Annotated in this window: 16 protein-coding genes; 5 read left to right on the top strand and 11 right to left on the bottom strand. The window is 69.8% G+C overall.

Annotated elements, in window-relative coordinates:
• Positions 1-427: 427 nt before the first annotated feature.
• The 4 genes from ABH940_RS21090 to ABH940_RS21075 all read right to left on the bottom strand — a co-directional run bounded on the left by ABH940_RS21090 (position 428) and on the right by ABH940_RS21075 (position 5,822).
• Positions 428-1,951, bottom strand: coding sequence for a CoA-acylating methylmalonate-semialdehyde dehydrogenase (locus tag ABH940_RS21090; RefSeq protein WP_370105945.1), 1,524 nt, complete (start codon positions 1,949-1,951; stop codon positions 428-430).
• A 143-nt stretch (positions 1,952-2,094) separates the two neighbouring features.
• Positions 2,095-2,577 carry a hypothetical protein gene (locus tag ABH940_RS21085; protein WP_370060695.1) on the bottom strand — a complete coding sequence of 161 codons (483 nt, stop codon included), beginning with the start codon at positions 2,575-2,577 and terminating at the stop codon, positions 2,095-2,097.
• 247 nt (positions 2,578-2,824) lie between these two features.
• On the bottom strand, positions 2,825-4,219 hold the full coding sequence (locus ABH940_RS21080) for an NAD(P)/FAD-dependent oxidoreductase (RefSeq protein ID WP_370060696.1): 1,395 nt from the start codon (positions 4,217-4,219) through the stop codon (positions 2,825-2,827).
• 73 nt (positions 4,220-4,292) lie between these two features.
• Positions 4,293-5,822 (bottom strand): gamma-aminobutyraldehyde dehydrogenase, encoded by a 1,530-nt coding sequence (locus tag ABH940_RS21075; protein WP_370105944.1) that lies wholly within the window; start codon positions 5,820-5,822, stop codon positions 4,293-4,295.
• Between the two features lie 271 nt (positions 5,823-6,093).
• Here ABH940_RS21075 and ABH940_RS21070 point away from each other — a divergent pair, with 271 nt between their 5' ends.
• Positions 6,094-7,758 carry a PucR family transcriptional regulator gene (locus ABH940_RS21070; protein ID WP_370060698.1) on the top strand — a complete coding sequence of 555 codons (1,665 nt, stop codon included), beginning with the start codon at positions 6,094-6,096 and terminating at the stop codon, positions 7,756-7,758.
• A 55-nt stretch (positions 7,759-7,813) separates the two neighbouring features.
• On the opposite strand, the gene ABH940_RS21065 is transcribed toward ABH940_RS21070, so the two are convergent.
• A complete protein-coding gene (locus ABH940_RS21065) occupies positions 7,814-9,250 on the bottom strand; it encodes a gamma-aminobutyraldehyde dehydrogenase (protein WP_370060699.1) in 1,437 nt (478 codons plus the stop codon).
• A 185-nt stretch (positions 9,251-9,435) separates the two neighbouring features.
• Here ABH940_RS21065 and ABH940_RS21060 point away from each other — a divergent pair, with 185 nt between their 5' ends.
• From ABH940_RS21060 to ABH940_RS21045, 4 genes are all read left to right on the top strand, one after another.
• Positions 9,436-9,909, top strand: coding sequence for an Lrp/AsnC family transcriptional regulator (locus ABH940_RS21060; protein ID WP_370060700.1), 474 nt, complete (start codon positions 9,436-9,438; stop codon positions 9,907-9,909).
• Positions 9,906-11,282: an aspartate aminotransferase family protein gene (locus ABH940_RS21055; protein ID WP_370060701.1), complete on the top strand. Its 1,377-nt coding sequence runs from the start codon at positions 9,906-9,908 to the stop codon at positions 11,280-11,282. Before ABH940_RS21060 ends, ABH940_RS21055 begins: the two co-directional genes overlap by 4 nt.
• Positions 11,283-11,537: 255 nt before the next feature.
• Entirely contained in the window at positions 11,538-12,290 is a 753-nt protein-coding gene (locus ABH940_RS21050) for an ABC transporter ATP-binding protein (protein WP_370060702.1), read from the top strand.
• Positions 12,272-13,402 carry a hypothetical protein gene (locus ABH940_RS21045; protein WP_370105943.1) on the top strand — a complete coding sequence of 377 codons (1,131 nt, stop codon included), beginning with the start codon at positions 12,272-12,274 and terminating at the stop codon, positions 13,400-13,402. The genes ABH940_RS21050 and ABH940_RS21045 overlap by 19 nt, the downstream gene beginning before the upstream one ends.
• Before the next feature lie 96 nt (positions 13,403-13,498).
• Here ABH940_RS21045 and rlmN read toward each other — a convergent pair whose 3' ends face one another.
• The 6 genes from rlmN to rpsB all read right to left on the bottom strand — a co-directional run bounded on the left by rlmN (position 13,499) and on the right by rpsB (position 19,728).
• Positions 13,499-14,632 (bottom strand): 23S rRNA (adenine(2503)-C(2))-methyltransferase RlmN, encoded by a 1,134-nt coding sequence (rlmN, locus tag ABH940_RS21040; protein WP_370060704.1) that lies wholly within the window; start codon positions 14,630-14,632, stop codon positions 13,499-13,501.
• A 109-nt stretch (positions 14,633-14,741) separates the two neighbouring features.
• Positions 14,742-15,959: a phosphatidate cytidylyltransferase gene (locus tag ABH940_RS21035; protein ID WP_370105946.1), complete on the bottom strand. Its 1,218-nt coding sequence runs from the start codon at positions 15,957-15,959 to the stop codon at positions 14,742-14,744.
• 248 nt (positions 15,960-16,207) lie between these two features.
• A complete protein-coding gene (frr, locus tag ABH940_RS21030; RefSeq protein WP_196192489.1) occupies positions 16,208-16,765 on the bottom strand; it encodes a ribosome recycling factor in 558 nt (185 codons plus the stop codon).
• A 136-nt stretch (positions 16,766-16,901) separates the two neighbouring features.
• A complete protein-coding gene (gene pyrH, locus ABH940_RS21025) occupies positions 16,902-17,651 on the bottom strand; it encodes a UMP kinase (RefSeq protein WP_370060705.1) in 750 nt (249 codons plus the stop codon).
• 149 nt (positions 17,652-17,800) lie between these two features.
• Positions 17,801-18,634: a translation elongation factor Ts gene (gene tsf / locus ABH940_RS21020; protein WP_370060706.1), complete on the bottom strand. Its 834-nt coding sequence runs from the start codon at positions 18,632-18,634 to the stop codon at positions 17,801-17,803.
• Between the two features lie 146 nt (positions 18,635-18,780).
• Positions 18,781-19,728, bottom strand: coding sequence for a 30S ribosomal protein S2 (rpsB, locus tag ABH940_RS21015; RefSeq protein ID WP_370060707.1), 948 nt, complete (start codon positions 19,726-19,728; stop codon positions 18,781-18,783).
• Between the last annotated feature and the right edge of the window lie 144 nt (positions 19,729-19,872).

Raw genomic sequence — 19,872 nt, 5'->3', positions numbered from 1 at the left:
CGTGCACAGCGTCCTCGCTGAAAATTTGTTCTCAAAAGTAACTGGCGTTGACTTTTGGCACGCTGTTGAGTTCTCAAGGAACGGACGCTTCCTTCAGCCCCGTTTCACCGGGCCCTCCGGGCGCTTCCTTCGTTTTCTACTCTATCAGAACGTTTCGGCCTTCGCTTTTCGCTCCGGCCCGTTCCGACGAGTGAAACTCTAGCTGGTTTCTCCGGCGTTAACCAAATCCACCAGCCGGTCCCGAAAAATGGCAGCACGAAAATGAATTCGTACGATCATCGGCTTCAGGGGGTTCGCTGTCTCCAGGCCCACGCGATGCACGCTGTGGACGAGACAACTCGGAGAACACTACAGGGCCCGGAACGCAGATGCAAGTCCACGTTCCGGACCCTGGAGGCCGAAGATCCCCCGAAGGGGGGTCGCCCGATCAGGCGTTGGTCGGGAAGCCCAGGTTGATGCCGCCGTGGCTCGGGTCGAGCCAGCGCTGGGTCACGGCCTTGCTGCGGGTGAAGAAGTTGATGCCGTCCGGGCCGTAGGCGTGCAGGTCGCCGAAGAGCGAGGCCTTCCAGCCGCCGAAGGAGTAGTAGGCGACCGGCACCGGGATCGGCACATTGATGCCGATCATGCCGACCTCGACCTCGTTCTGGAAGCGCCGGGCCGCGCCGCCGTCGTTGGTGAAGATGGCCGTGCCGTTGCCGTACGGGCTGTTGTTGATCAGCTGCAGGCCGTCCTCGTAGGAGTCGACCCGCACGACCGACAGCACCGGGCCGAAGATCTCGTCGTTGTAGACGGACATGCCGGGCTTGACGTGGTCGAACAGCGTCGGGCCCAGCCAGAAGCCGTCGACGGTGTCCTCGCCGTTGATGTCCTCGCCGTTGATCGGGTGCTTGCGGCCGTCGACGACCAGCTCGGCGCCGTCGGCCACGCCGGACTCCAGGTAGGAGGTGACCTTGTCCCGGTGGACGCCGGTGACCAGCGGGCCCATGTCGGAGTCGCCGTTGCAGCCGGGGCCGACCTTGAGGGTGGCCATCCGGGACTTGATCTTCTCGATCAGCTCGTCCGCGATCGGCTCGACCGCGACCAGGACGGAGATCGCCATGCAGCGCTCACCCGCCGCGCCGAAGCCGGCGTTGATCGCGGCGTCGGCGGCCAGGTCCAGATCCGAGTCCGGCAGGACCAGCATGTGGTTCTTGGCGCCGCCCAGCGCCTGGACGCGCTTGCCGTAGCGCGTGCCGTTCTCATAGACGTAGCGGGCGATCGGCGTGGAGCCGACGAACGAGACCGACTTGATGTCGGGGTGCTCCAGCAGGCGGTCGACCGCGACCTTGTCGCCGTGGACGACGTTGAAGACACCGTCGGGCAGACCGGCCTCCTTCCACAGCTCCGCGAGGAACTGCGCGGCGGACGGGTCCTTCTCCGAGGGCTTGAGGATGACGGTGTTGCCCGCGGCGATGGCGATGGGGAAGAACCACATCGGCACCATGGCAGGGAAGTTGAACGGCGAGATGATCGCGACCGGGCCGAGCGGCTGGCGGATCGAGTAGACGTCGATGCCGGTGGAGACCTGCTCGCTGAAGCCGCCCTTGAGCAGGTGGGAGATGCCGCAGGCCAGCTCCACGACCTCCTGGCCGCGCGCGATCTCGCCGAGCGCGTCCGAGTGCACCTTGCCGTGCTCGGAGACGATGATCGAGGCGAGCTCGTCCTTGCGCTCGTTGAGCAGCTCGCGGAACTTGAACAGCACGGTGGTGCGCTTGGCGAGCGAGGCCTGACGCCATTCGGAGAACGCCGAGACGGCAGCACTGACCGCCGCGTCCACCTCGGCGATGGTGGCGAAGTCGACCTGGCCGGTGACCCTGCCGGTCGCGGGGTCGTAGATGTCACCGCGGCGCGGGGCAGCGCCGGCCGTGGCCACGGCCTCGCCGCCGATCCAGTGGGTGATGTGCTTGCTCAACGTCTGCCTCCGAGTTCAGGCGGGGCACACAGAAGGCACACAGAAGACTTGCTCCGTGCGGTGTCGGTCCCGCTCTCTCTCCATTCTGTTTTCCCCTTCTCGGGCCCTCAATCGGCACGTTGTCGGACAATCCCCGGACTGCCTTACACCCCGTCGCCGCCGTTCCCCCGATCGGCCTCACCGACGACCAGCAGCGCCGCCGCCTCGTGCATGGCGAGCTCCAGCAGCACCGGATCGTTGAGCAGGCCGCTGCCGTCCGGGGGCACCAGCCAGCGCAGGCCTCGGCCAGCTCGGGAGGGGTGCGGGACGGCGAGCCAGGTGCCGGGCCCTGCGCTGCGCACGCCCGTGCCGACCCAGCGGGCGGCGGTGCCCGGCGGGACGAAGAATCCGAACCGGTAGTCGCCGAAGTCGACGAGCACCGGTCCGGGATCGCTGTCCAGGCGGAGCAGCACGTCGACGGTCAGCCGCCCGAGTTCGCCGGGCACGATCAGTACGTCCCAGAACCGCCCGGCCGGGAGCAGCGCGATGCCGAGGGCGCTGCGTTCCCACTCCCAGCGGGTTGCCTCCGGATCCGGTGCGGCGGCGGCCAACCATTCGACCGCGCCTCTGGCTTCGAGACTTCCCATCACCCTCGCCCTCCACGTCCGCCGGCTGGCACCCGGACGTGGCTGTCCCGGTGCCACCTTGAGAGAGCGGGTCGTGGTCCGGCTCTTACAGCGGTTTCGCACAATCGTTGAGGGCGACCGGCTCACAGGGACGAGAAGGCGCGTAAGAGCGCGAAAGCGGCGCACACCCGCTATAAGGTGTGCGCCGCCATGGACATGCCTATCGAAAGTCAGAAACGGACTCAGCTGTCGAAGTCCTCGAAGTTCGTCAGCTGTCGAACCCCAGACCGACCGCGTCCATCGTCTTCAGCCACAGGTTCCGCTTGCCCTCGTTGTGGTCGGCGCGGTCGAGCGACCAGCGGGTCATCTCGATGCCGAGCCACTTCACCGGTTCGGGCGGGAACGGAAGCGGCTTGCTCTTGACCATCTCCAGCTCGGTGCGCTCGGTCCGCTCACCGGCGAGCAGGTCGAGCATCACCTCCGCGCCGAACCGGGTCGCGCCGACGCCCAGGCCGGTGTAGCCGAGCGCGTAGGAGACTCGGCCCTTGTGCGCGGTCCCGAAGAAGGCCGAGAACCGGCTGCAGGTGTCGATCGCGCCGCCCCAGGCGTGGCTGAACCTCAGGCCCTCCAACTGCGGGAAGGCGGTGAAGAAGTGACCGGCCAGCTTGCGGTAGGTCTCGGGGCGGTGGTCGTACTCGTCCCGCACCTTGCTGCCGTAGTGGTAGACCGCGTCGTAGCCGCCCCAGAGGATGCGGTTGTCGGCGGAGATCCGGAAGTAGTGGAACTGGTTGTTGGAGTCGCCCAGGCCCTGACGGTTCTTCCAGCCGATCGCGTCGAGCTGCTCGGCCGAGAGCGGCTCGGTCATCAACGCGTAGTCGTAGACCGGCGCGAGGAACGTGCGCAGTCGCTTGACCAGGTTCGGGAAGATGTTGGTGCCCAGTGCCACGTGCCGGGCGAAGACGCGGCCGTAAGGGGTGCGGGCGGCCATGCCCGCGCCCTGCGGGGCGAGGTCGGTGGCCGGGGTGTGCTCGAAGATCCGCACGCCGAGATCGGTGCAGGCCTTCTTCAACCCCCAGGCCAGCTTGGCCGGGTGGACCATGGCCACGTCGTCGCGGTGCCAGACGCCGGCCAGGAAGGTCGGCGAGTTCACCTCCGCGCGGACCGCGTCCGCGTCGAGGAACTCGGCCTCGACGCCGTACTCGCGCATCTGCTCCACGCCCTCGCGCAGCTCCTCGACCTGGTGCGGCTCGGTGGCCACGTCCAGTTCGCCGGTGCGCTCGAAGTCGCAGTCGATGCCGTAGCGCTTGACGGCCGCCTCGATGGCGTCGAGGTTCTCGCCGCCCAGGCGCTCCAGCGTGCGGAGTTCGTTCGGCCAGCGCTCCAGGCCGTTGAAGAAGCCGTGGGTGAGGCTGGCCGCGCAGAAGCCGCCGTTGCGGCCGGAGGCGGCCCAGCCGATCTCCTTGCCCTCCACCAGGACCACGTCCAGGGAGGGGTCGCGCTCCTTGGCGATCAGCGCGGTCCAGAGGCCGGTGTAGCCACCGCCGACAACCAGCAGGTCGCAGTGGGTGTCGCCGACCAGGGCCGGCAGGTGCTCGGGCTTCGCGGGGTCCGCGAGCCAGAAGGGGGTGTACTGGACGTCGGCGAGCGAATGGGCCGGATCCATGTTCTCACTGCTTTCTTTGCCCCGGCGGCTTTGCTGCCACCGGGACGTAGCGGGTTGGAGAGTTCCGAACTGACTACCGGTCACCGAAGATGGTGCGGTGCCAGTCCTTGCGCGCGAGCGCGGTGATGTCCTGCATCACGTGCTTGACCTGCGTGTACTCGTCGAGCGAGTACTGCGACATGTCCTTGCCGTAGCCAGAGGCCTTGTAACCGCCGTGGGGCATCTCGCTGATGATGGGGATGTGGTCGTTGACCCACACGCACCCGGCCTGGATCTCGCGGGTGGCGCGCAGGGCCCGGTAGGTGTCGCGGGTCCACGCAGAGGCGGCCAGCCCGTAGGGGGTGTCGTTGGCGAGCCGCAGACCCTCCTCGTCGCTGTCGAAGGGCAGCACGACCAGGACCGGGCCGAAGATCTCCTGCTGGACCACCTCGGCGTCCTGGCCGACGCCGGTGATCAGCGTCGGGCGGTAGTACGCGCCGAGGGTGAGGTCGGTGCCGTCGTGGCCCTTCTCGGGGGTGAAGCCACCGGCGACGATGTTCGCGCCGTAGCCACGGGCGCGGTCGACGAACCCGGCGACCGAGTCGCGCTGGCGCAGCGAGACGAGCGGGCCGAGGTCGGTCTGCGGGTTGAACGGGTCGCCGAGGCGGACCGCCTCGAAGAGCTCGGCCACGCCCGCGACGAAGTCGTCGAAGAGCGCGCGCTGCACGTAGGCGCGGGTGGCGGCGGTGCAGTCCTGGCCGGTGTTGATCAGCGAGGCGGCGACCGCGCCGTGGACGGCGGCTTCCAGGTCGGCGTCGTCGAAGACCACGAAGGGGGCCTTGCCGCCGAGCTCCAGGTGGGTGCGCTTGACGGTCTGCATCGCGATCTCGCCGACCCGCTTGCCGACGCCGGTCGAGCCGGTGAAGGAGACCATCGAGACGTCGGCGTGGCCGATCAGGCGCTCGCCCGCGCTGCGGCCCTTGCCGGTGATCACGTTGACCACGCCCTCGGGGATGCCCGCGTCGCTGCAGGCCTGGGCGAACATCAGTGAGGTGAGCGGCGTCAGCTCGGCCGGCTTGAGCACGATGGTGTTGCCCGCGGCGATGGCCGGGAGGACCTTCCAGGCGGCCATCTGCAGCGGGTAGTTCCACGGCGCGATGGAGCCGACGACGCCGATCGCCTCGCGGCGGATCGAGGAGGTGTGCAGGCCGGACCACTCGCCGGAGGCCTTGCCCTCCAGGTTGCGGGCGGCGCCGGCGAAGAAGGCCGTGTTGTCGATCGTGCCCGGCACGTCGAACTCGGTGGTGAGCTTGATCGGCTTGCCGGACTGCGCGGACTCGACCCCGGCGAAGTCGTCGGCGCGCTCCGTCAGGATCGCGGCGAGCCTGGTCAGCGCCTCGCTGCGGGAGCCCGGCGTAGCACCGGACCACTCGGGGAAGGCGCGCTTGGCGGCGGCGACAGCCTCGTCGACGTCGGCGTCCGAGGCGAGGTCGACCCGCTGCACCAGGCCGCCGTCGGCGGGGCTGGTGACCTCGAAGGTCGTCTCCGAGGTGCCCCGGCGCAGGGCTCCGTCGATGTACTGGGCTCCGGCGTCGAAGCGATCGCCGACGATGGTCCGGTCCATGGGTATCTCTCCTCGGGAGCATGCAGGGGCGGCGTGCCCATCCTGCGACGATGCCCCGTTCGCAAGGGGCCGGGCAAGCGACAGTGTGCAAGGCGGATCGCCTCCGGAATGACATGATGACAAGCCCGTGGGCGAAAGCCTGGCAATGACACCTCGTTGCCGGAATCCTGTCCTCGCCTGACACTATGAAGGCGTCCCCGCCACCCTTTTCCCGCCGCCTGCCCGCCGACCCTTCCAGGGTCGCCCAGGCTCTCCACCTCGAAGGATGCGCATGTTCCCCACCGTCGCCCGGGTCCTGGAACTGGACGTGGTCAGCCGCGGTCTGCCCGAGGTCGTGGCCGGGCGGGAGCATCTGGAACGCCCGGTGCGCTGGGTGCACGTCAGCGAGCTCGCCGACGTGGCCGGGGTGCTGCAGGGCGGCGAGCTGATCCTGACCACCGGCATCGCGCTGCCCGAGGACCGCGAGGGTCTGGCCCGCTACGTCCGCGAGCTCGCCGACATCGGCGCGGCGGGTCTGGTCGTCGAGTTCGGGCGCCGCTACTTCGACAACCTGCCGCGCGCCCTGGTCCACGCCGCCGAGCAGCGCGGCCTGCCGCTGATCGTGCTCCGGCGCGAACTGCGCTTCGTCGCGGTCACCGAGGCGGTCCACGCGCTGGTCGTCAACGCGCAGTTGGAGGAGCTGCGGGCGTCCGAGGAGATCCACCAGACCTTCAACGAGCTTGCGGTGGAAGGCGCGGAGCCCGTCGAGGTGGTCCGCGAGGTGGCCCGGATGGCGGGTGAGCCGGTGGTGCTGGAGAACCTCTCGCACCAGGTCCTCACCTACGACACCGCCGGGCAGAGCGCCCAAGTGGTGCTCGCCGGCTGGGAGTCGCGCTCACGCGGGGTCCGCACGAACGGGCGCACCGGCCACGACCCGCGAACGGGCTGGCTGGTCACCTCGGTCGGCGCGCGCGGCCACGACTGGGGCCGGTTGGTGCTGATCGGCTCCCCCGGCTCGGCGGCGGAGGACGCGGTTCCGGAGGCGGCTTCGCACCGGCACACCATGCTGCTGGAGCGCGCGGCGGCGACGCTGGCCCTGAACCGGCTGATGGTCCGCGACCGGGAGACCCTGGAGCGGCAGACCCACCGCACGCTCCTCTCCGGCATCCTGACGCACGCGCTCACCGTCTCCGACGTGGCGCTGCGCGCCTCCGCGCTGGGCGTCCAGCTGGAAGGCCGACGGCTGGTGGGCGTGGTGCTGCGGCAACGACGCGGGCCGCTGGCCGCCGCGCTGGAGGCGCAGGCACGGCTGCGCGACTTCACCGAGACGGCCGCTGCGGCCGTCCGCGAGCGCCGCCTTGTGGCGTTGGTCGGCGCGCTGGACGACGAGGCGGTCGGCCTGCTGGTCTCGCTCGGCTCCAAGGACGACGAGCACACCGCGCTGGAAGGCTTCGCGGGCTCGCTGCGCCGCCTGGTCAAGGAGCAGGAGGACGGCGCCGAGCCGGTGATCGCCGTCGGCTCCTCGGTGGGCTCGGTCCGCGACGCCCGCCGCACCCTGGTCGAGGCGACCCAGGTCGCCGACGCCGCCCTGCACGACTCCCCCGGCACCTCGGGCGCCCGCTCCGCCTCCTACTACCGCCTCCCGGACGTCCGCCTCCGCGGCCTGCTCCACCTGCTCCGCGACGACGCCCGCCTGCAGACCTACGTGGAACGCGAGTTGGGCCCGCTGCTGGCCTACGACGCGGAGCACAACAGCCAGTTGATCGCGATGCTCCGCATCTACCTCGAACAGGGCCGCAACAAGTCCGCCGCCGCGGACGCCGCCCACCTCTCCCGGCCCTCGTTCTACGACCGGCTGCACAAGGTCGAGAAGGTCCTCGGCGTCGACCTCGACCAGGTCGAGTCCTGCCTCTCCCTCCACGTCGCGCTGCTGGCACTCGACGCGGTCCGACGATGACGCGTGAGGGGGCGCGGGGCCCAAGCCCCGCACCCCCTCACGGAGCGTCAGATGATCAGCCCTCGATGGACGTCATCACGTGCTTGATGCGGGTGTAGTCCTCGAAGCCGTAGGCGGAGAGGTCCTTGCCGTAGCCGGACTTCTTGAAGCCGCCGTGGGGCATCTCGGCGACCAGCGGGATGTGGGTGTTGATCCACACCGCGCCGAAGTCCAGGCGCTTGGACATGCGCATCGCGCGGGCGTGGTCCTTGGTCCACACCGAGGACGCGAGCGCGAACTCGACGCCGTTGGCGTTGCGGACGGCCTCGGCCTCGTCGGAGAACTTCTGCACGGTGATGACCGGGCCGAAGACCTCGTTCTGGATGATCTCGTCGTCCTGCTTGAGGCCGGAGACGACGGTCGGGGCGTAGAAGTAGCCCTTGTCGCCGACGCGGTGGCCACCGGCCTCGACCCTGGCGTGGGCCGGGAGGCGGTCGATGAAGCCGGTCACCTGGGCCAGCTGGTTGGCGTTGTTCAGCGGGCCGTAGAGCACGTCCTCGTCGTCCGGCTGCCCGGTCTTCGTCTCAGCGGCGGCCTTGGCCAGCTGGGCCACGAACTCGTCGTGGATCGACTCGTGCACCAGCACGCGGGTCGCGGCGGTGCAGTCCTGGCCGGCGTTGAAGTAGCCCGCGACGGAGATGCCCTCGACGGCGGCCGGGATGTCGGCGTCCTCGAAGACCACGACCGGGGCCTTGCCGCCCAGCTCCAGGTGGACCCGCTTGACGTCCTTGGCCGCGGAGGCGGCGACCTGGATGCCGGCGCGGACCGAACCGGTGATGGAGGCCATCGCCGGGGTCTCGTGCTCGACCATCGCGCGGCCGGTCTCGCGGTCACCGCAGATGACGTTGAAGACACCCGCGGGGAGGATCTCGCCGATGATCTCGGCGAGCAGCACGGTGGAGGCCGGGGTGGTGTCGGACGGCTTCAGCACGACGGTGTTGCCCGCGGCGATCGCCGGGGCGAACTTCCACACGGCCATCATCATCGGGTAGTTCCACGGCGCGACCTGGGCGCAGACGCCGACCGGCTCACGGCGGATGATCGAGGTCATCCCCTCCATGTACTCGCCGGCCGACTTGCCCTCCAACATCCGCGCGGCACCCGCGAAGAAGCGGATCTGGTCCACCATCGGGGGAATCTCCTCCGAGGCGGTCAGCGCGAGCGGCTTACCGGTGTTCTTGGACTCGACGGCGATGAGCTCCTCGGCCCGCGCCTCGATCGCGTCGGCGATCTTCAGCAGGGCGAGCTGGCGCTGCGAAGGGGTCGTGTCGCGCCAGGCCTCGAACGCCGTGGCCGCGGCGGCCATCGCCGCGTCGACGTCGGCCTGGGCCGACAGCGGGGCGGTGGCGTAGACCTCACCCGTCGTCGGGTCGATGACCTCGGTGGTACGGCCGTCGGCCGCATCCGTGAACGCGCCGTTGATGTAGTTGCGCAGCTTCAGAAGCTCGCTCACTTCGGACTCTCCTCGACTTCTGACGGGGGCGACATCGTCCTTGGCATCGCCGTGCGGCCAAGAGTAGCTCTGTGCTGCGGTTATCGACAGGCCTGGGCGATGACAACGATGGATTCGGTATCGATTTCAAGCTTTCGCGACGGAATCACTTGCGAACGCGCGATCGATCAGGCAAGGTGAGCGTTGTGGCCAACCGTGACCGGAACGGCAGCGTTCCACTCGACTCCGTCTCCAAGGCGATCATCGAACAGCTGCAGGAGGACGGCCGCCGCGCGTACGCGACCATCGGCAAGGCCGTCGGCCTGTCGGAGGCGGCCGTGCGGCAGCGCGTCCAGAAGCTGCTCGACCAGGGTGTCATGCAGATCGTCGCGGTGACGGATCCGCTGACTGTCGGTTTCTCCCGCCAGGCGATGCTCGGCATCACCGTGGAGGGTGACATCGAGCCCGTCGCCGACGCGTTGGCCGCCATGGACGAGGTGGACTACGTCGTGGTCACCGCAGGCTCGTTCGACCTGATGGCCGAACTGATCTGCGAGGACGACGAACACCTCCTCGACCTCATCAACAAGCGCATCCGCTCGCTTCCCGGCGTGCGGAGAACCGAGAGCTTCGTTTACCTGAAACTCCGGAAACAGACCTACACCTGGGGTACCCGATGAGCGCCGACCCGGTCGCCAAGGACCTGTCCAAGTCCGCCTACGACCACCTGTGGATGCACTTCACCCGCATGTCGTCGTACGAGAACAACCCTGTGCCGACCATCGTGCGCGGCGAGGGCGAGTACATCTTCGACTCCAACGGTCGCAAGTACCTCGACGGCCTCGCCGGCCTGTTCGTGGTCCAGGCCGGTCACGGCCGCAAGGAGCTGGCCGAGGTCGCCCGGAAGCAGGCCGAGCAGCTGGCCTTCTTCCCGATCTGGAGCTACGCCCACCCGGCCGCCATCGAGCTGGCCGAGCGTCTGGCGAACTACGCCCCCGGTGACCTGAACAAGGTCTTCTTCACCACCGGTGGTGGCGAGGCCGTCGAGACGGCGTGGAAGCTGGCCAAGCAGTACTTCAAGCTCACCGGTGAGCCCACCAAGTACAAGGTGATCTCCCGCGCGGTGGCCTACCACGGCACCCCGCAGGGCGCCCTGTCGATCACCGGTCTGCCGGCCCTGAAGGCCCCCTTCGAACCGCTGGTCCCGGGCACCCACAAGGTCCCCAACACCAACATCTACCGCGCCCCGCTCTTCGGCGACGACCCGGTGGCCTACGGCCGCTGGTGTGCCGACCAGATCGAGCAGGAGATCCTGTTCGAGGGCCCGGAGACCGTCGCCGCCGTCTTCCTCGAGCCGGTCCAGAACGCCGGTGGCTGCTTCCCGCCGCCGCCCGGATACTTCCAGCGCGTGCGCGAGATCTGCGACCAGTACAACGTGCTGCTGGTCTCGGACGAGACGATCTGCGCCTTCGGCCGTCTCGGCACCATGTTCGCCTGTGACAAGTTCGACTACATCCCCGACATCATCACCTGCGCCAAGGGCATGACCTCGGGCTACTCCCCCATCGGTGCGGCGATCATCTCCGACCGTCTGGCGGAGCCGTTCTACAAGCAGGACAACACCTTCCTGCACGGCTACACCTTCGGTGGCCACCCGGTCTCCTCCGCGGTGGCGCTGGCCAACCTCGACCTGTTCGAGCGCGAGGGCCTGAACAAGCACGTCCTGGAGAACGAGAACGCGTTCCTCACGACGCTGCAGAAGCTGCACGACCTGCCGATCGTCGGCGACGTCCGCGGCAACGGCTTCTTCTACGGCATCGAGCTGGTGACCGACAAGGCCACCAAGGCCTCGTTCACCGACGAGCAGTGCGAGCGCGTGCTCTACGGCTTCCTGTCGAAGGCGCTCTTCGACGCCGGCCTGTACTGCCGCGCCGACGACCGTGGCGACCCGGTCATCCAGCTCTCGCCGCCGCTGACCGCGGACCAGTCGACCTTCGACGAGATCGAGCAGATCCTCCGCGGCGTGCTCACCGAGGCGTGGACCAAGCTGTAGGCCTTCCCGCTGTCGGCCTTCGCGCTGCAGGCCCTTGCGCCGTAAGCCTTTCGGCCCAGCAGTGTGGGACTTCCTGTGACACCCTCCGCCCAGGGCGGCTCCGACCACTCCGGTCGGAGCCGCCCTGCGGCGTTTGCCCGACGTGCGGGCGCTCGATCGAGTGATCATCGCGACACGACGTCAGAAACGCCACGCAACCGGCGTCGGCCTGTCTCGTTCTAGTCTGTGAGCCACCAACTCGCAGCGGAGGAAGACGTGAGCGTCGCCCCACCGGACAACGACGTGCTGTGGGCACGGGCGCTGGTCAAGTCGCACCACGGCACGCCCGCCCTGCGCAGCGTCTCCCTCGGCGTGCGCGAGGCCGAGGTGCTGGCCGTGGCCGGCCCGCGCGGCAGCGGCAAGTCCACGCTGCTCGACTGCCTGAGCGGGATGCAGCCGGTCGACGAGGGTGAGATCTGGTTCAACAGCTCCCCCGTGCACACCCTGGGCCGCGCCGGACGCGAGCGGCTGCGCCGGGAGCGCTTCGGCTGGGTCGGTCCCGAGCCGCAGCTGGTCCCCGAGCTGAACGCGCGGGAGAACGTCGCCCTGCCCATGCTGCTGGCCGGGCAGCCCCGCAAGGTCGCGGCCACCGCCGCGAGCGAGTGGCTGGAGCGCCTCGACGTCGCCGACTGCGCCAAGCGCCGCCCCGCCGAACTGCTGCAGGACCAGCGCCAGCGGATCGCGGTGGCCCGCGCCCTCGCTCCCGCGCCCGCCGTGGTCTTCGCCGACGAGCCGACCGCACCGCTGCACCGCGAGTCACAGGACCAGGTGCTGCGGATACTGCTTGCCGCGTCGCGGTCGCACAAGATCACCCTTATTCTGGCCACACACGACGCGAGCGTGGCCAGGTACGCCAACCGGGTGGCGGTGATGGCCGACGGACGGCTCGCCCAACCTGTCGACGCCCGGGACGCCGTCGCGCTGAGCGAGCTGGAAGAGGACGCCCGCACGTGTTCTACCTCCGTGTAGCGCGCGGCTATCGCGCGCTCGACCTGCTGCGCTGGTTCCTCACCAGCGTGGCCTCGGCCGTCGTCGCCGCGCTGCTGCTGCGTGCACTCGGACGCGCGCTCTCGGAGAGCGCACCGACCCCCGCCGGTCCGGCGCTGGACCGGCTGCTGTGGTGCCTGCCGCCGCTGGCGGGCGTCGCGTATCTGGCCGCCGCCTGGGCGCGGGCCCTCCCTTTGCAGCAGCCCGAGCGCGTCGCCGGGCTGGTCGCGGCGGGCGTCGGCCCGGTGCGGCTGCGCTTGCTGCTGGCCGGGGAGATGGCGTTGGCCTGCGCCTTCGGTGCACTGCTCGCGCTGGGCGGCTTCCTGCTGCTGCGCGGCAACGTGGTGCAGCTGATGCCCGAGGGCAGGCTCAACGCCGCACTGGGCGTGGACGGCAGCCTGCCGATCGCGGGAACGCTGACGCTGCTGGCGCTCATCCCGCTGCTCGGCGGGGTGGCCGCGGCCGCTGCGGTGCGGCCGTCGGACGTGGTTCCGGTCGACGGCTCCGACCAGCCGCAGCGGCGGCCGACACCACGGCACATCGCCCTGGCAGCCGGTCTTCCGGCACTGGGGACGCTCATCGTGGTGACCGCCGTGCGGGTGAACGCCGCCCAGGCAGCAGCGATCGGCTGGGTGATCGCGGTGGTCGGCATCGCGATCGCCGTCCCGGTCCTCCTCTACGGCGCGGGCCAGGCTCTGGCCTGGCACCGGCCGCGGGCCCCGCGGCTGCTGGCGGGCCGCGGACTGCAGGCGCAGGCGTGGCGTCTGGGCACCCCGCTCGCCGTGCTCGCGGTCGCGGGCTCGGTCGGCACGGCCGCGGCGGTGCACTACACGTCCGGCGGCCACAAGGCGGTCGGGCCGCTGCCGGCGATCGAGGCCGGCCTGGTCGCCCTCTGCGTCCTCGGCGCGCTGCTGACCCGTCTCGCCGAGCTCGCGGGTGCCCACCGCGCCGCCTACCTGCCACTCCGCCGCATGGGCGCGCCGACCTCGACGCTGCAGGCGTCGGTCGCGCTGCGGACCGCCGCGGCCAGCGTGGTGGTCCTGGCAGCGGGCGCGGGCGCGGGTGTGCTCGCGGCAGCTGCGCTGGGTGCCTGAACCCTGCCGCCGGGCAACTGACGCCGCATCATCCGCACGCGAGAGGCCCCCGGGAGCGTGGATGCTCCGGGCTGCCTTCTCGCGTGCGGTCCGAGGTCAGCCTGCGGCGGCCAGCTGGCCGCAGGCGCCGTCAATCTCCTGGCCGCGGGTGTCGCGGACGGTGACGGGGACACCGTGGGACTGGAGGCGACGCACGAACTCGCGCTCGTCCTCGGGCCGGGAGGCGGTCCACTTGCTGCCCGGGGTCGGGTTCAGCGGGATCAGGTTGACGTGGACGTTGTGGTTCTTCAACAGCCGGCCCAGCAGGTCCGCACGCCAGGCCTGGTCGTTGATGTCCTTGATCAGCGCGTACTCGATGGAGACCCGACGCCCGGACTTCGCCGCGTAGTCCCATGCCGCGTCCAGGACGTCGCCGACCTTCCAGCGCGTGTTGACCGGCACCAGCTCGTCACGGAGCTCGTCGTCCGGCGCGTGCAGGGAGACGGCGAGGCGCACGCTCAGGTTCTCCTCCGCCATCCGGTTGATCGCGGGGACCAGGCCGACCGTGGAGACGGTGATGCCGCGCTGCGACAGACCGAAGCCGGAAGGAGCCGGGTCGCAGAGGCGGTGGATCGCGGCGATGACCCGCTTGTAGTTGGCCAGCGGCTCGCCCATGCCCATGAAGACCACGTTGGAGAGCCGGACCGCGCGCGCCTCGCCGTCCTCGCCGTCCTTCACGCCGCCGAAGTCGCCCGCCTTGATCGCGCGCATGCCCGCGGCGATCTGCTCGACGATCTCGGCGGTCGACAGGTTGCGGGTGAGACCCGCCTGACCGGTCGCGCAGAAGGGGCAGTTCATGCCACAGCCGGCCTGCGAGCTGATGCACATGGTCACCCGGTCCGGGTAGCGCATCAGCACCGACTCGACCAGCACGCCGTCGAAGAGCTTCCAGAGCGTCTTGCGGGTGGTGTCGTCGTCGCAGGAGACGTGCCGCACCTCGGTCATCAGCTCCGGCAGCAGCGCCTCAGCCAGCTTCTCGCGGGACGCGGCGGGGATGTCGGTCCACTCCTCCGGGCGCCCGGAAAGACGGCCGAAGTACTGGCGCGACAACTGGTCGGCGCGGAAGGGCTTCTCGCCCAACGCGACGATCGCCTCCTTCCGCTCGGCGGCGGAGAGGTCGGCAAGGTGACGCGGGGGCTTGGCACCGCGGGGCGCGACGAAGGTGAGTTCACCGGGGAGTGGCTTAGGCATGATTTCCCCAGTGTCTCAGGTCGGAGACGGTCTCCGGAAATGTCCCAGTCGGAAATGCCGCAGGCCCTGCCCGGGAGGGGCGGGGCCTGCGCAGGGGAACGGGTGGGGCTCAGCCCGCGCCGACGAAGCCGACCAGGACCAGCCAGACGACCGGTGCCGTCGGCAGCAGCGAGTCGAGCCGGTCCATGATGCCGCCGTGGCCGGGCAGCAGCGTGCCCATGTCCTTGATGCCGAGATCGCGCTTGATCATCGACTCGCCCAGGTCGCCCAGGGTGGCGCTGACCGCGACGCACGCGCCGAGGACGAGGCCCTGCCACCAGGTGCCGTGGGTGATGAAGAACTGCATGCCCACCGCACCGGCGGCCATGCAGAGCAGGACGCCGCCGACCAGGCCCTCACGGGTCTTGCCGGGGCTGATCCTCGGGGCGAGCTTGTGGCGGCCGAAGCGGGAGCCGGCCGCGTAGGCGCCGGTGTCGCTGCAGATGGTCAGCACCAGGAAGAGCGCCACGCGCTGCGGCCCGTCGTCCGCCGCGAGCATCAGCATCACGAAGGTGGCCAGGAACGGCACGTAGAAGGCGGTGAAGATGCCCGCCGTCACGTCCCGCAGGTAGTTCTCCGGCGGCTCGGTCATCCGCCAGACCAGCACCGCGAGGCTGGTCAGCGCGAGCGCCACCACCGCCGCCTCGGGCCCGCCGAGGTACGCGGCGACCTCCATCGCGGCGCCGCCGACCAGCAACGGGATCAAGGGCACGCGGATGCCCTTGGCCTCCGTGAGCCGGGTGGTCAGCTCCCACATGCCGACACTGGCCGCGGCGACCACCACACCGACGAAGAGCCACTTGACCACGAACAGCGAGGCCACGATGACCACGCCAAGGCCGAGACCGACCCCGATCGCGGCACGCAGGTCGCGACCGGCCTTGCCGGCAGGCTTCGGCTGCGCGGGCTCCGCCGGGCCACCGGGCCGACCGGGCTGCTGACCCGGCTGGCCGGGCTGGCCGGGCTGGCCGGGCTGGCCGGGCTGGCCGGGCTGGCCGGGCTGGCCGGGCTGGCCGGGCTGGCCGGGCTGGCCGGGCTGGCCGGGCTTACCGTGCGGCCCCGGAGACCCCTGCGGTCCTTGAGGTCCCTGCTGCGCGTACTGGCCGGACTGGTTGTACTGCCCGCCCGGGTTGCCCTGGTTGGCCTGGCTGCCCTGGTCGTACTGCCCGTACTGGCCGTACGCGTCGTACTGCCCGTACTGGCCGTGGCCGGGCGGCGTCGGCTGCCCGGTCGGCCCCGAGGGCTGCCCGGTGGACGCGGCGAGCGGCTGCTCGGGCACGGGGGGCATGTACTGAGTGTGCGCCATGCCGTCATCGCTGTGCGAAACGAAGGGCTGCTGCTGGTGGGCCGGGTGACCGGCCGGACCGACCTGCGGGTGCAGGTCGGTCAGCGGCGGGTCGGTCACCGGCGGCAGCCACGTGGTCGCCTGGTCGTCGCCGAGCGGCGTCGATCCCTCCGACGGCGTTCCGTGGCCCTGTGCGTGGGCCCCGGCACTCGTGTCTCCAAGAGTGGGCCCCCAGAAGGAGTCGTCGTTCATCAGACTTCGAGCAGCTCGGCTTCCTTGTGCTTGAGCAGCTCGTCCACCTGGGCGACGTACCGCCCGGTGACGTCGTCGAGCTCCTTCTCGGCGCGGCGGACCTCGTCCTCGCCCGCCTCGCCGTCCTTGACCAGCTTGTCGAGCGTGTCCTTGGCCTTACGGCGGACGGCGCGGATGGAGATCTTGGCGTCCTCGGCCTTGTTACGGGCCACCTTGATGTACTCCTTGCGCCGCTCCTCGGTGAGCTGCGGGAAGTTCACGCGGATGATCGACCCGTCGTTGCTCGGGTTGACGCCGAGGTCCGAGTTGCGGATCGCCTCCTCGATGACGCGCAGCGAGCTCTTGTCGAACGGCGAGACGACCGCCATCCGCGGCTCCGGCACCGAGAAGGACGCCAGCTGGTTGATCGGGGTCATCGTGCCGTAGTACTCCGCCACGATCTTGGCGAACATCGCGGGGTGCGCACGGCCGGTGCGGATCGCGGCGAAGTCGTCCTTGGCAACCGTGACGGTCTTCTCCATCTTCTCCTCGGCCTCGAGGAGGGTCTCTTCGATCACAATCTGCTCCTGTCCGGGCGGCCCGGTCTCGAACCTGCTGGTCGTGCTGTTCGGATGGTGCTGCGCGTTGCTGGTAGTGCTACTGCTCCGGCCGGGACGTGTCCATCCCCTGCGGCAGTCCGCCCCTGCGGGCGTCTCAGGCCGACGGAGCGTCGCTGCTGATCAGTGTGCCGATCTTCTCACTGCGGACGGCGCGGGCGATATTGCCCTCCTTCAGCAGTTCGAAGACCCGGATCGGCAGATTGTTGTCCTTGCACAGGGTGATCGCGGTCAGGTCGGCGACCTTGAGGTCCCTGGCGATCACCTCGGAGTATTCCAGGGAGTCGAACTTGACGGCGTCCGGGTTGGTCCGCGGGTCGGAGTCGTAGACACCGTCGACGCCGTTCTTGCCCATCAGCAGGACCGAGGCGTGGATCTCCAGCGCCCGCTGGACGGCGGTGGTGTCGGTGGAGAAGTAGGGCATGCCCATACCGGCGCCGAAGATCACGACGCGGCCCTTCTCCAGGTGCCGCACGGCGCGCAGCGGCAGGTAGGGCTCGGCGACCTGGCCCATGGTGATCGCCGTCTGGACCCGGGTCTCCACGCCTTCCTTGTTGAGGAAGTCCTGGAGCGCCAGGCTGTTCATCACGGTGCCGAGCATGCCCATGTAGTCGGACCGGGCCCGGTCCATACCACGCAGCTGCAGCTCGGCGCCGCGGAAGAAGTTGCCGCCGCCGATGACGACGGCCACCTCGGTGCCGCCTCGGACCACGGTCGCGATCTCGCGCGCGATGGCGTGGACCACGTCGGGGTCGACGCCCAGGCCGCCTCCGCCGGCGAACGCCTCGCCGGAAAGCTTGAGCAGCACGCGGCGTCGCGTACCCCCCTCGTCAGCGGACTTCTGCATCGGACCCTCCTTGAAGCACAGGTACACAAGAAGAGGCCACTGCCGCGGGCACCGGTTCGGTTACCTGCACGGCAGTGGCCTCCTCGTCGTTCTCACGACTCACATCGTAGGGGCTGGCCGGGGCCTGCCCCGTCGCTCGATCGCAGGGATCAGGCGCCGACGCGGAAGCGGGCGAAGCGGACCAGCTTGACGCCGGCCTCGTCCAGGATCTTCTGGACGGTCTTCTTGTTGTCCTTGGCGTAGGCCTGGTCCAGGACCGCGTTCTCCTTGACGAAGCCGGTCACGCGACCCTCGACGATCTTCGGCAGGGCGGCCTCGGGCTTGCCCTCCTCGCGAGCGGTGGCCTCGGCGATGCGGCGCTCGTTGTCGAGCACCTCGGCCGGGATGTCCTCACGGGACAGGTAGGTCGGGCCGAAGGCGGCGATGTGCTGCGCGACGCCCTTGGCCACCTCCTCGTTCTCGCCGTCCAGCTCGACCAGGACACCGATGGCCGGCGGCAGGTCCGGGTCGGTGCGGTGCATGTAGACGTTGACGTAGGCGCCACCGGTGAACTGGGCGAAGCGGCGGAAGACGATCTTCTCGCCCAGGCTGGCGTTGGCCTCGTCCACGAACTGCTGGACGGTCTTGCCGGGCTCGATCTCGGCAGCCAGGGCGGCGTCGATGTCGGCCGGGGAGGTCTTGGCGACGAAGGCGGCCAGCTCGTTGGCGACGGCCACGAACTTGCCACCCTTGGCGACGAAGTCGGTCTCGCAGTTCAGCTCGACCAGGACGCCGGAGGTGCCCTCGATCAGGGAGACGACGGCGCCGTTGGAGGCGTCGCGGCCCTCACGCTTGGCAACGCCCTTCTGGCCCTTGATGCGGAGCAGCTCGACGGCCTTGTCGACGTCGCCCTCGGCCTCCTCGAGCGCCTTCTTGCAGTCCATCATCCCGGCGCCGGTGAGCTCACGGAGCTTCTTGACGTCCGCGGCGGTGAAGTTCGCCATGGTTCCTGAATCTCTTCTCGCGTGTCGCGTTGTCTGGGAAGTGAGCGAAGCTCGCGATCAGCTGCCTTGTGGGCAGCGTCGCGATCGTTCGACACACGGGAGGGGTACGTCGGCGCTCGCCGCCGTACCCCTCCCGATCAGGCGTTTCAGGCCTGCTCGGCCTCGGCGGCGGGCGCCTCGGTCGCAGCAGTCTCAGCCTCGGCGGCGGGCGCCTCGGTGACGGCGGCCTCAGCGGCGGGGGCCTCGGCCTCGGCGGCGGGCGCCTCGGTCGCAGCAGCCTCGGCGGCGGGGGTCTCGGCCTCGGCGGCCTTCTTCTCGGCACCGGCGAGCTGCTCGAGCTCCCACTCGGCCAGCGGCTCGGCCGCACCGGCGTCGGCCGGCTTGACGTCGCCCTTGGCAGCGCCGGAGCGGGCCATCAGGCCCTCGGCGACGGCGTCGGCAACCACGCGGGTCAGCAGGGTGACCGAACGGATGGCGTCGTCGTTGCCCGGGATCTTGTAGTCGACCTCGTCGGGGTCGCAGTTGGTGTCGAGGATCGCGACGACCGGGATGTGCAGCTTGCGAGCCTCGCCGACGGCGATGTGCTCCTTCTTGGTGTCGACGATCCACACGGCGGACGGCACGCGCTGCATGTCGCGGATACCGCCGAGGGTCTTCTCCAGCTTCTCGTACTCGCGCTGGAGGACGAGGAGCTCCTTCTTGGTGAGCCCGGAGCCGGGCACATCCGTGAAGTCCATCTCGCCGAGCTCCTTGAGGCGCTGCAGACGCTTGTAGACGGTGGAGAAGTTGGTCAGCATGCCACCGAGCCAGCGCTGGTTGACGTAGGGCATGCCCACGCGCGCGGCCTGCTCGGCGATGGCCTCCTGGGCCTGCTTCTTGGTGCCGACGAAGAGGACGGAACCGCCGTGGGCGACCGTCTCCTTGACGAACTCGTAGGCGCGGTCGATGTAGTTCAGCGACTGCAGCAGGTCGATGATGTAGATGCCGTTGCGCTCCGTGAAGATGAAGCGCTTCATCTTCGGGTTCCAACGACGGGTCTGGTGACCGAAGTGGACGCCGCTCTCCAGCAGCTCCCGCATCGTGACGACGGCCATGGCCGTACTCCTTGAAATTGCTCGGTTGTCCGCCAAGGCCGGTGGCCGAGGCGCCTGACGCCCTGGTTCGTGCCGGTTCCTGGGGCTCCTGCGCGGCTTCCCGCAAGGAGGTTGTCCGAGGACCGAGCGGCACTGCGCCGGAGG

The sequence above is a fragment of the Streptacidiphilus sp. BW17 genome (assembly GCF_041262485.1).
GTDB lineage: Bacteria > Actinomycetota > Actinomycetes > Streptomycetales > Streptomycetaceae > Streptacidiphilus.
Note: the sequence above shows the minus strand (reverse complement) of the source record. Positions and strands in the feature narration are given on the sequence as shown.

What these genes read in the sequence shown, in the direction of transcription:
- ABH940_RS21085 (WP_370060695.1), bottom strand. Translation starts at nt 2,577, where the DNA reads ATGGGAAGTCTCGAAGCCAGAGGCGCGGTCGAATGGTTGGCCGCCGCC.
- ABH940_RS21080 (WP_370060696.1), bottom strand. Translation starts at nt 4,219, where the DNA reads ATGGATCCGGCCCATTCGCTCGCCGACGTCCAGTACACCCCCTTCTGG.
- ABH940_RS21075 (WP_370105944.1), bottom strand. Translation starts at nt 5,822, where the DNA reads ATGGACCGGACCATCGTCGGCGATCGCTTCGACGCCGGAGCCCAGTAC.
- ABH940_RS21070 (WP_370060698.1), top strand. Translation starts at nt 6,094, where the DNA reads ATGTTCCCCACCGTCGCCCGGGTCCTGGAACTGGACGTGGTCAGCCGC.
- ABH940_RS21055 (WP_370060701.1), top strand. Translation starts at nt 9,906, where the DNA reads ATGAGCGCCGACCCGGTCGCCAAGGACCTGTCCAAGTCCGCCTACGAC.
- rlmN (WP_370060704.1), bottom strand. Translation starts at nt 14,632, where the DNA reads ATGCCTAAGCCACTCCCCGGTGAACTCACCTTCGTCGCGCCCCGCGGT.
- ABH940_RS21035 (WP_370105946.1), bottom strand. Translation starts at nt 15,959, where the DNA reads ATGCCCCCCGTGCCCGAGCAGCCGCTCGCCGCGTCCACCGGGCAGCCC.
- pyrH (WP_370060705.1), bottom strand. Translation starts at nt 17,651, where the DNA reads ATGCAGAAGTCCGCTGACGAGGGGGGTACGCGACGCCGCGTGCTGCTC.
- tsf (WP_370060706.1), bottom strand. Translation starts at nt 18,634, where the DNA reads ATGGCGAACTTCACCGCCGCGGACGTCAAGAAGCTCCGTGAGCTCACC.
- rpsB (WP_370060707.1), bottom strand. Translation starts at nt 19,728, where the DNA reads ATGGCCGTCGTCACGATGCGGGAGCTGCTGGAGAGCGGCGTCCACTTC.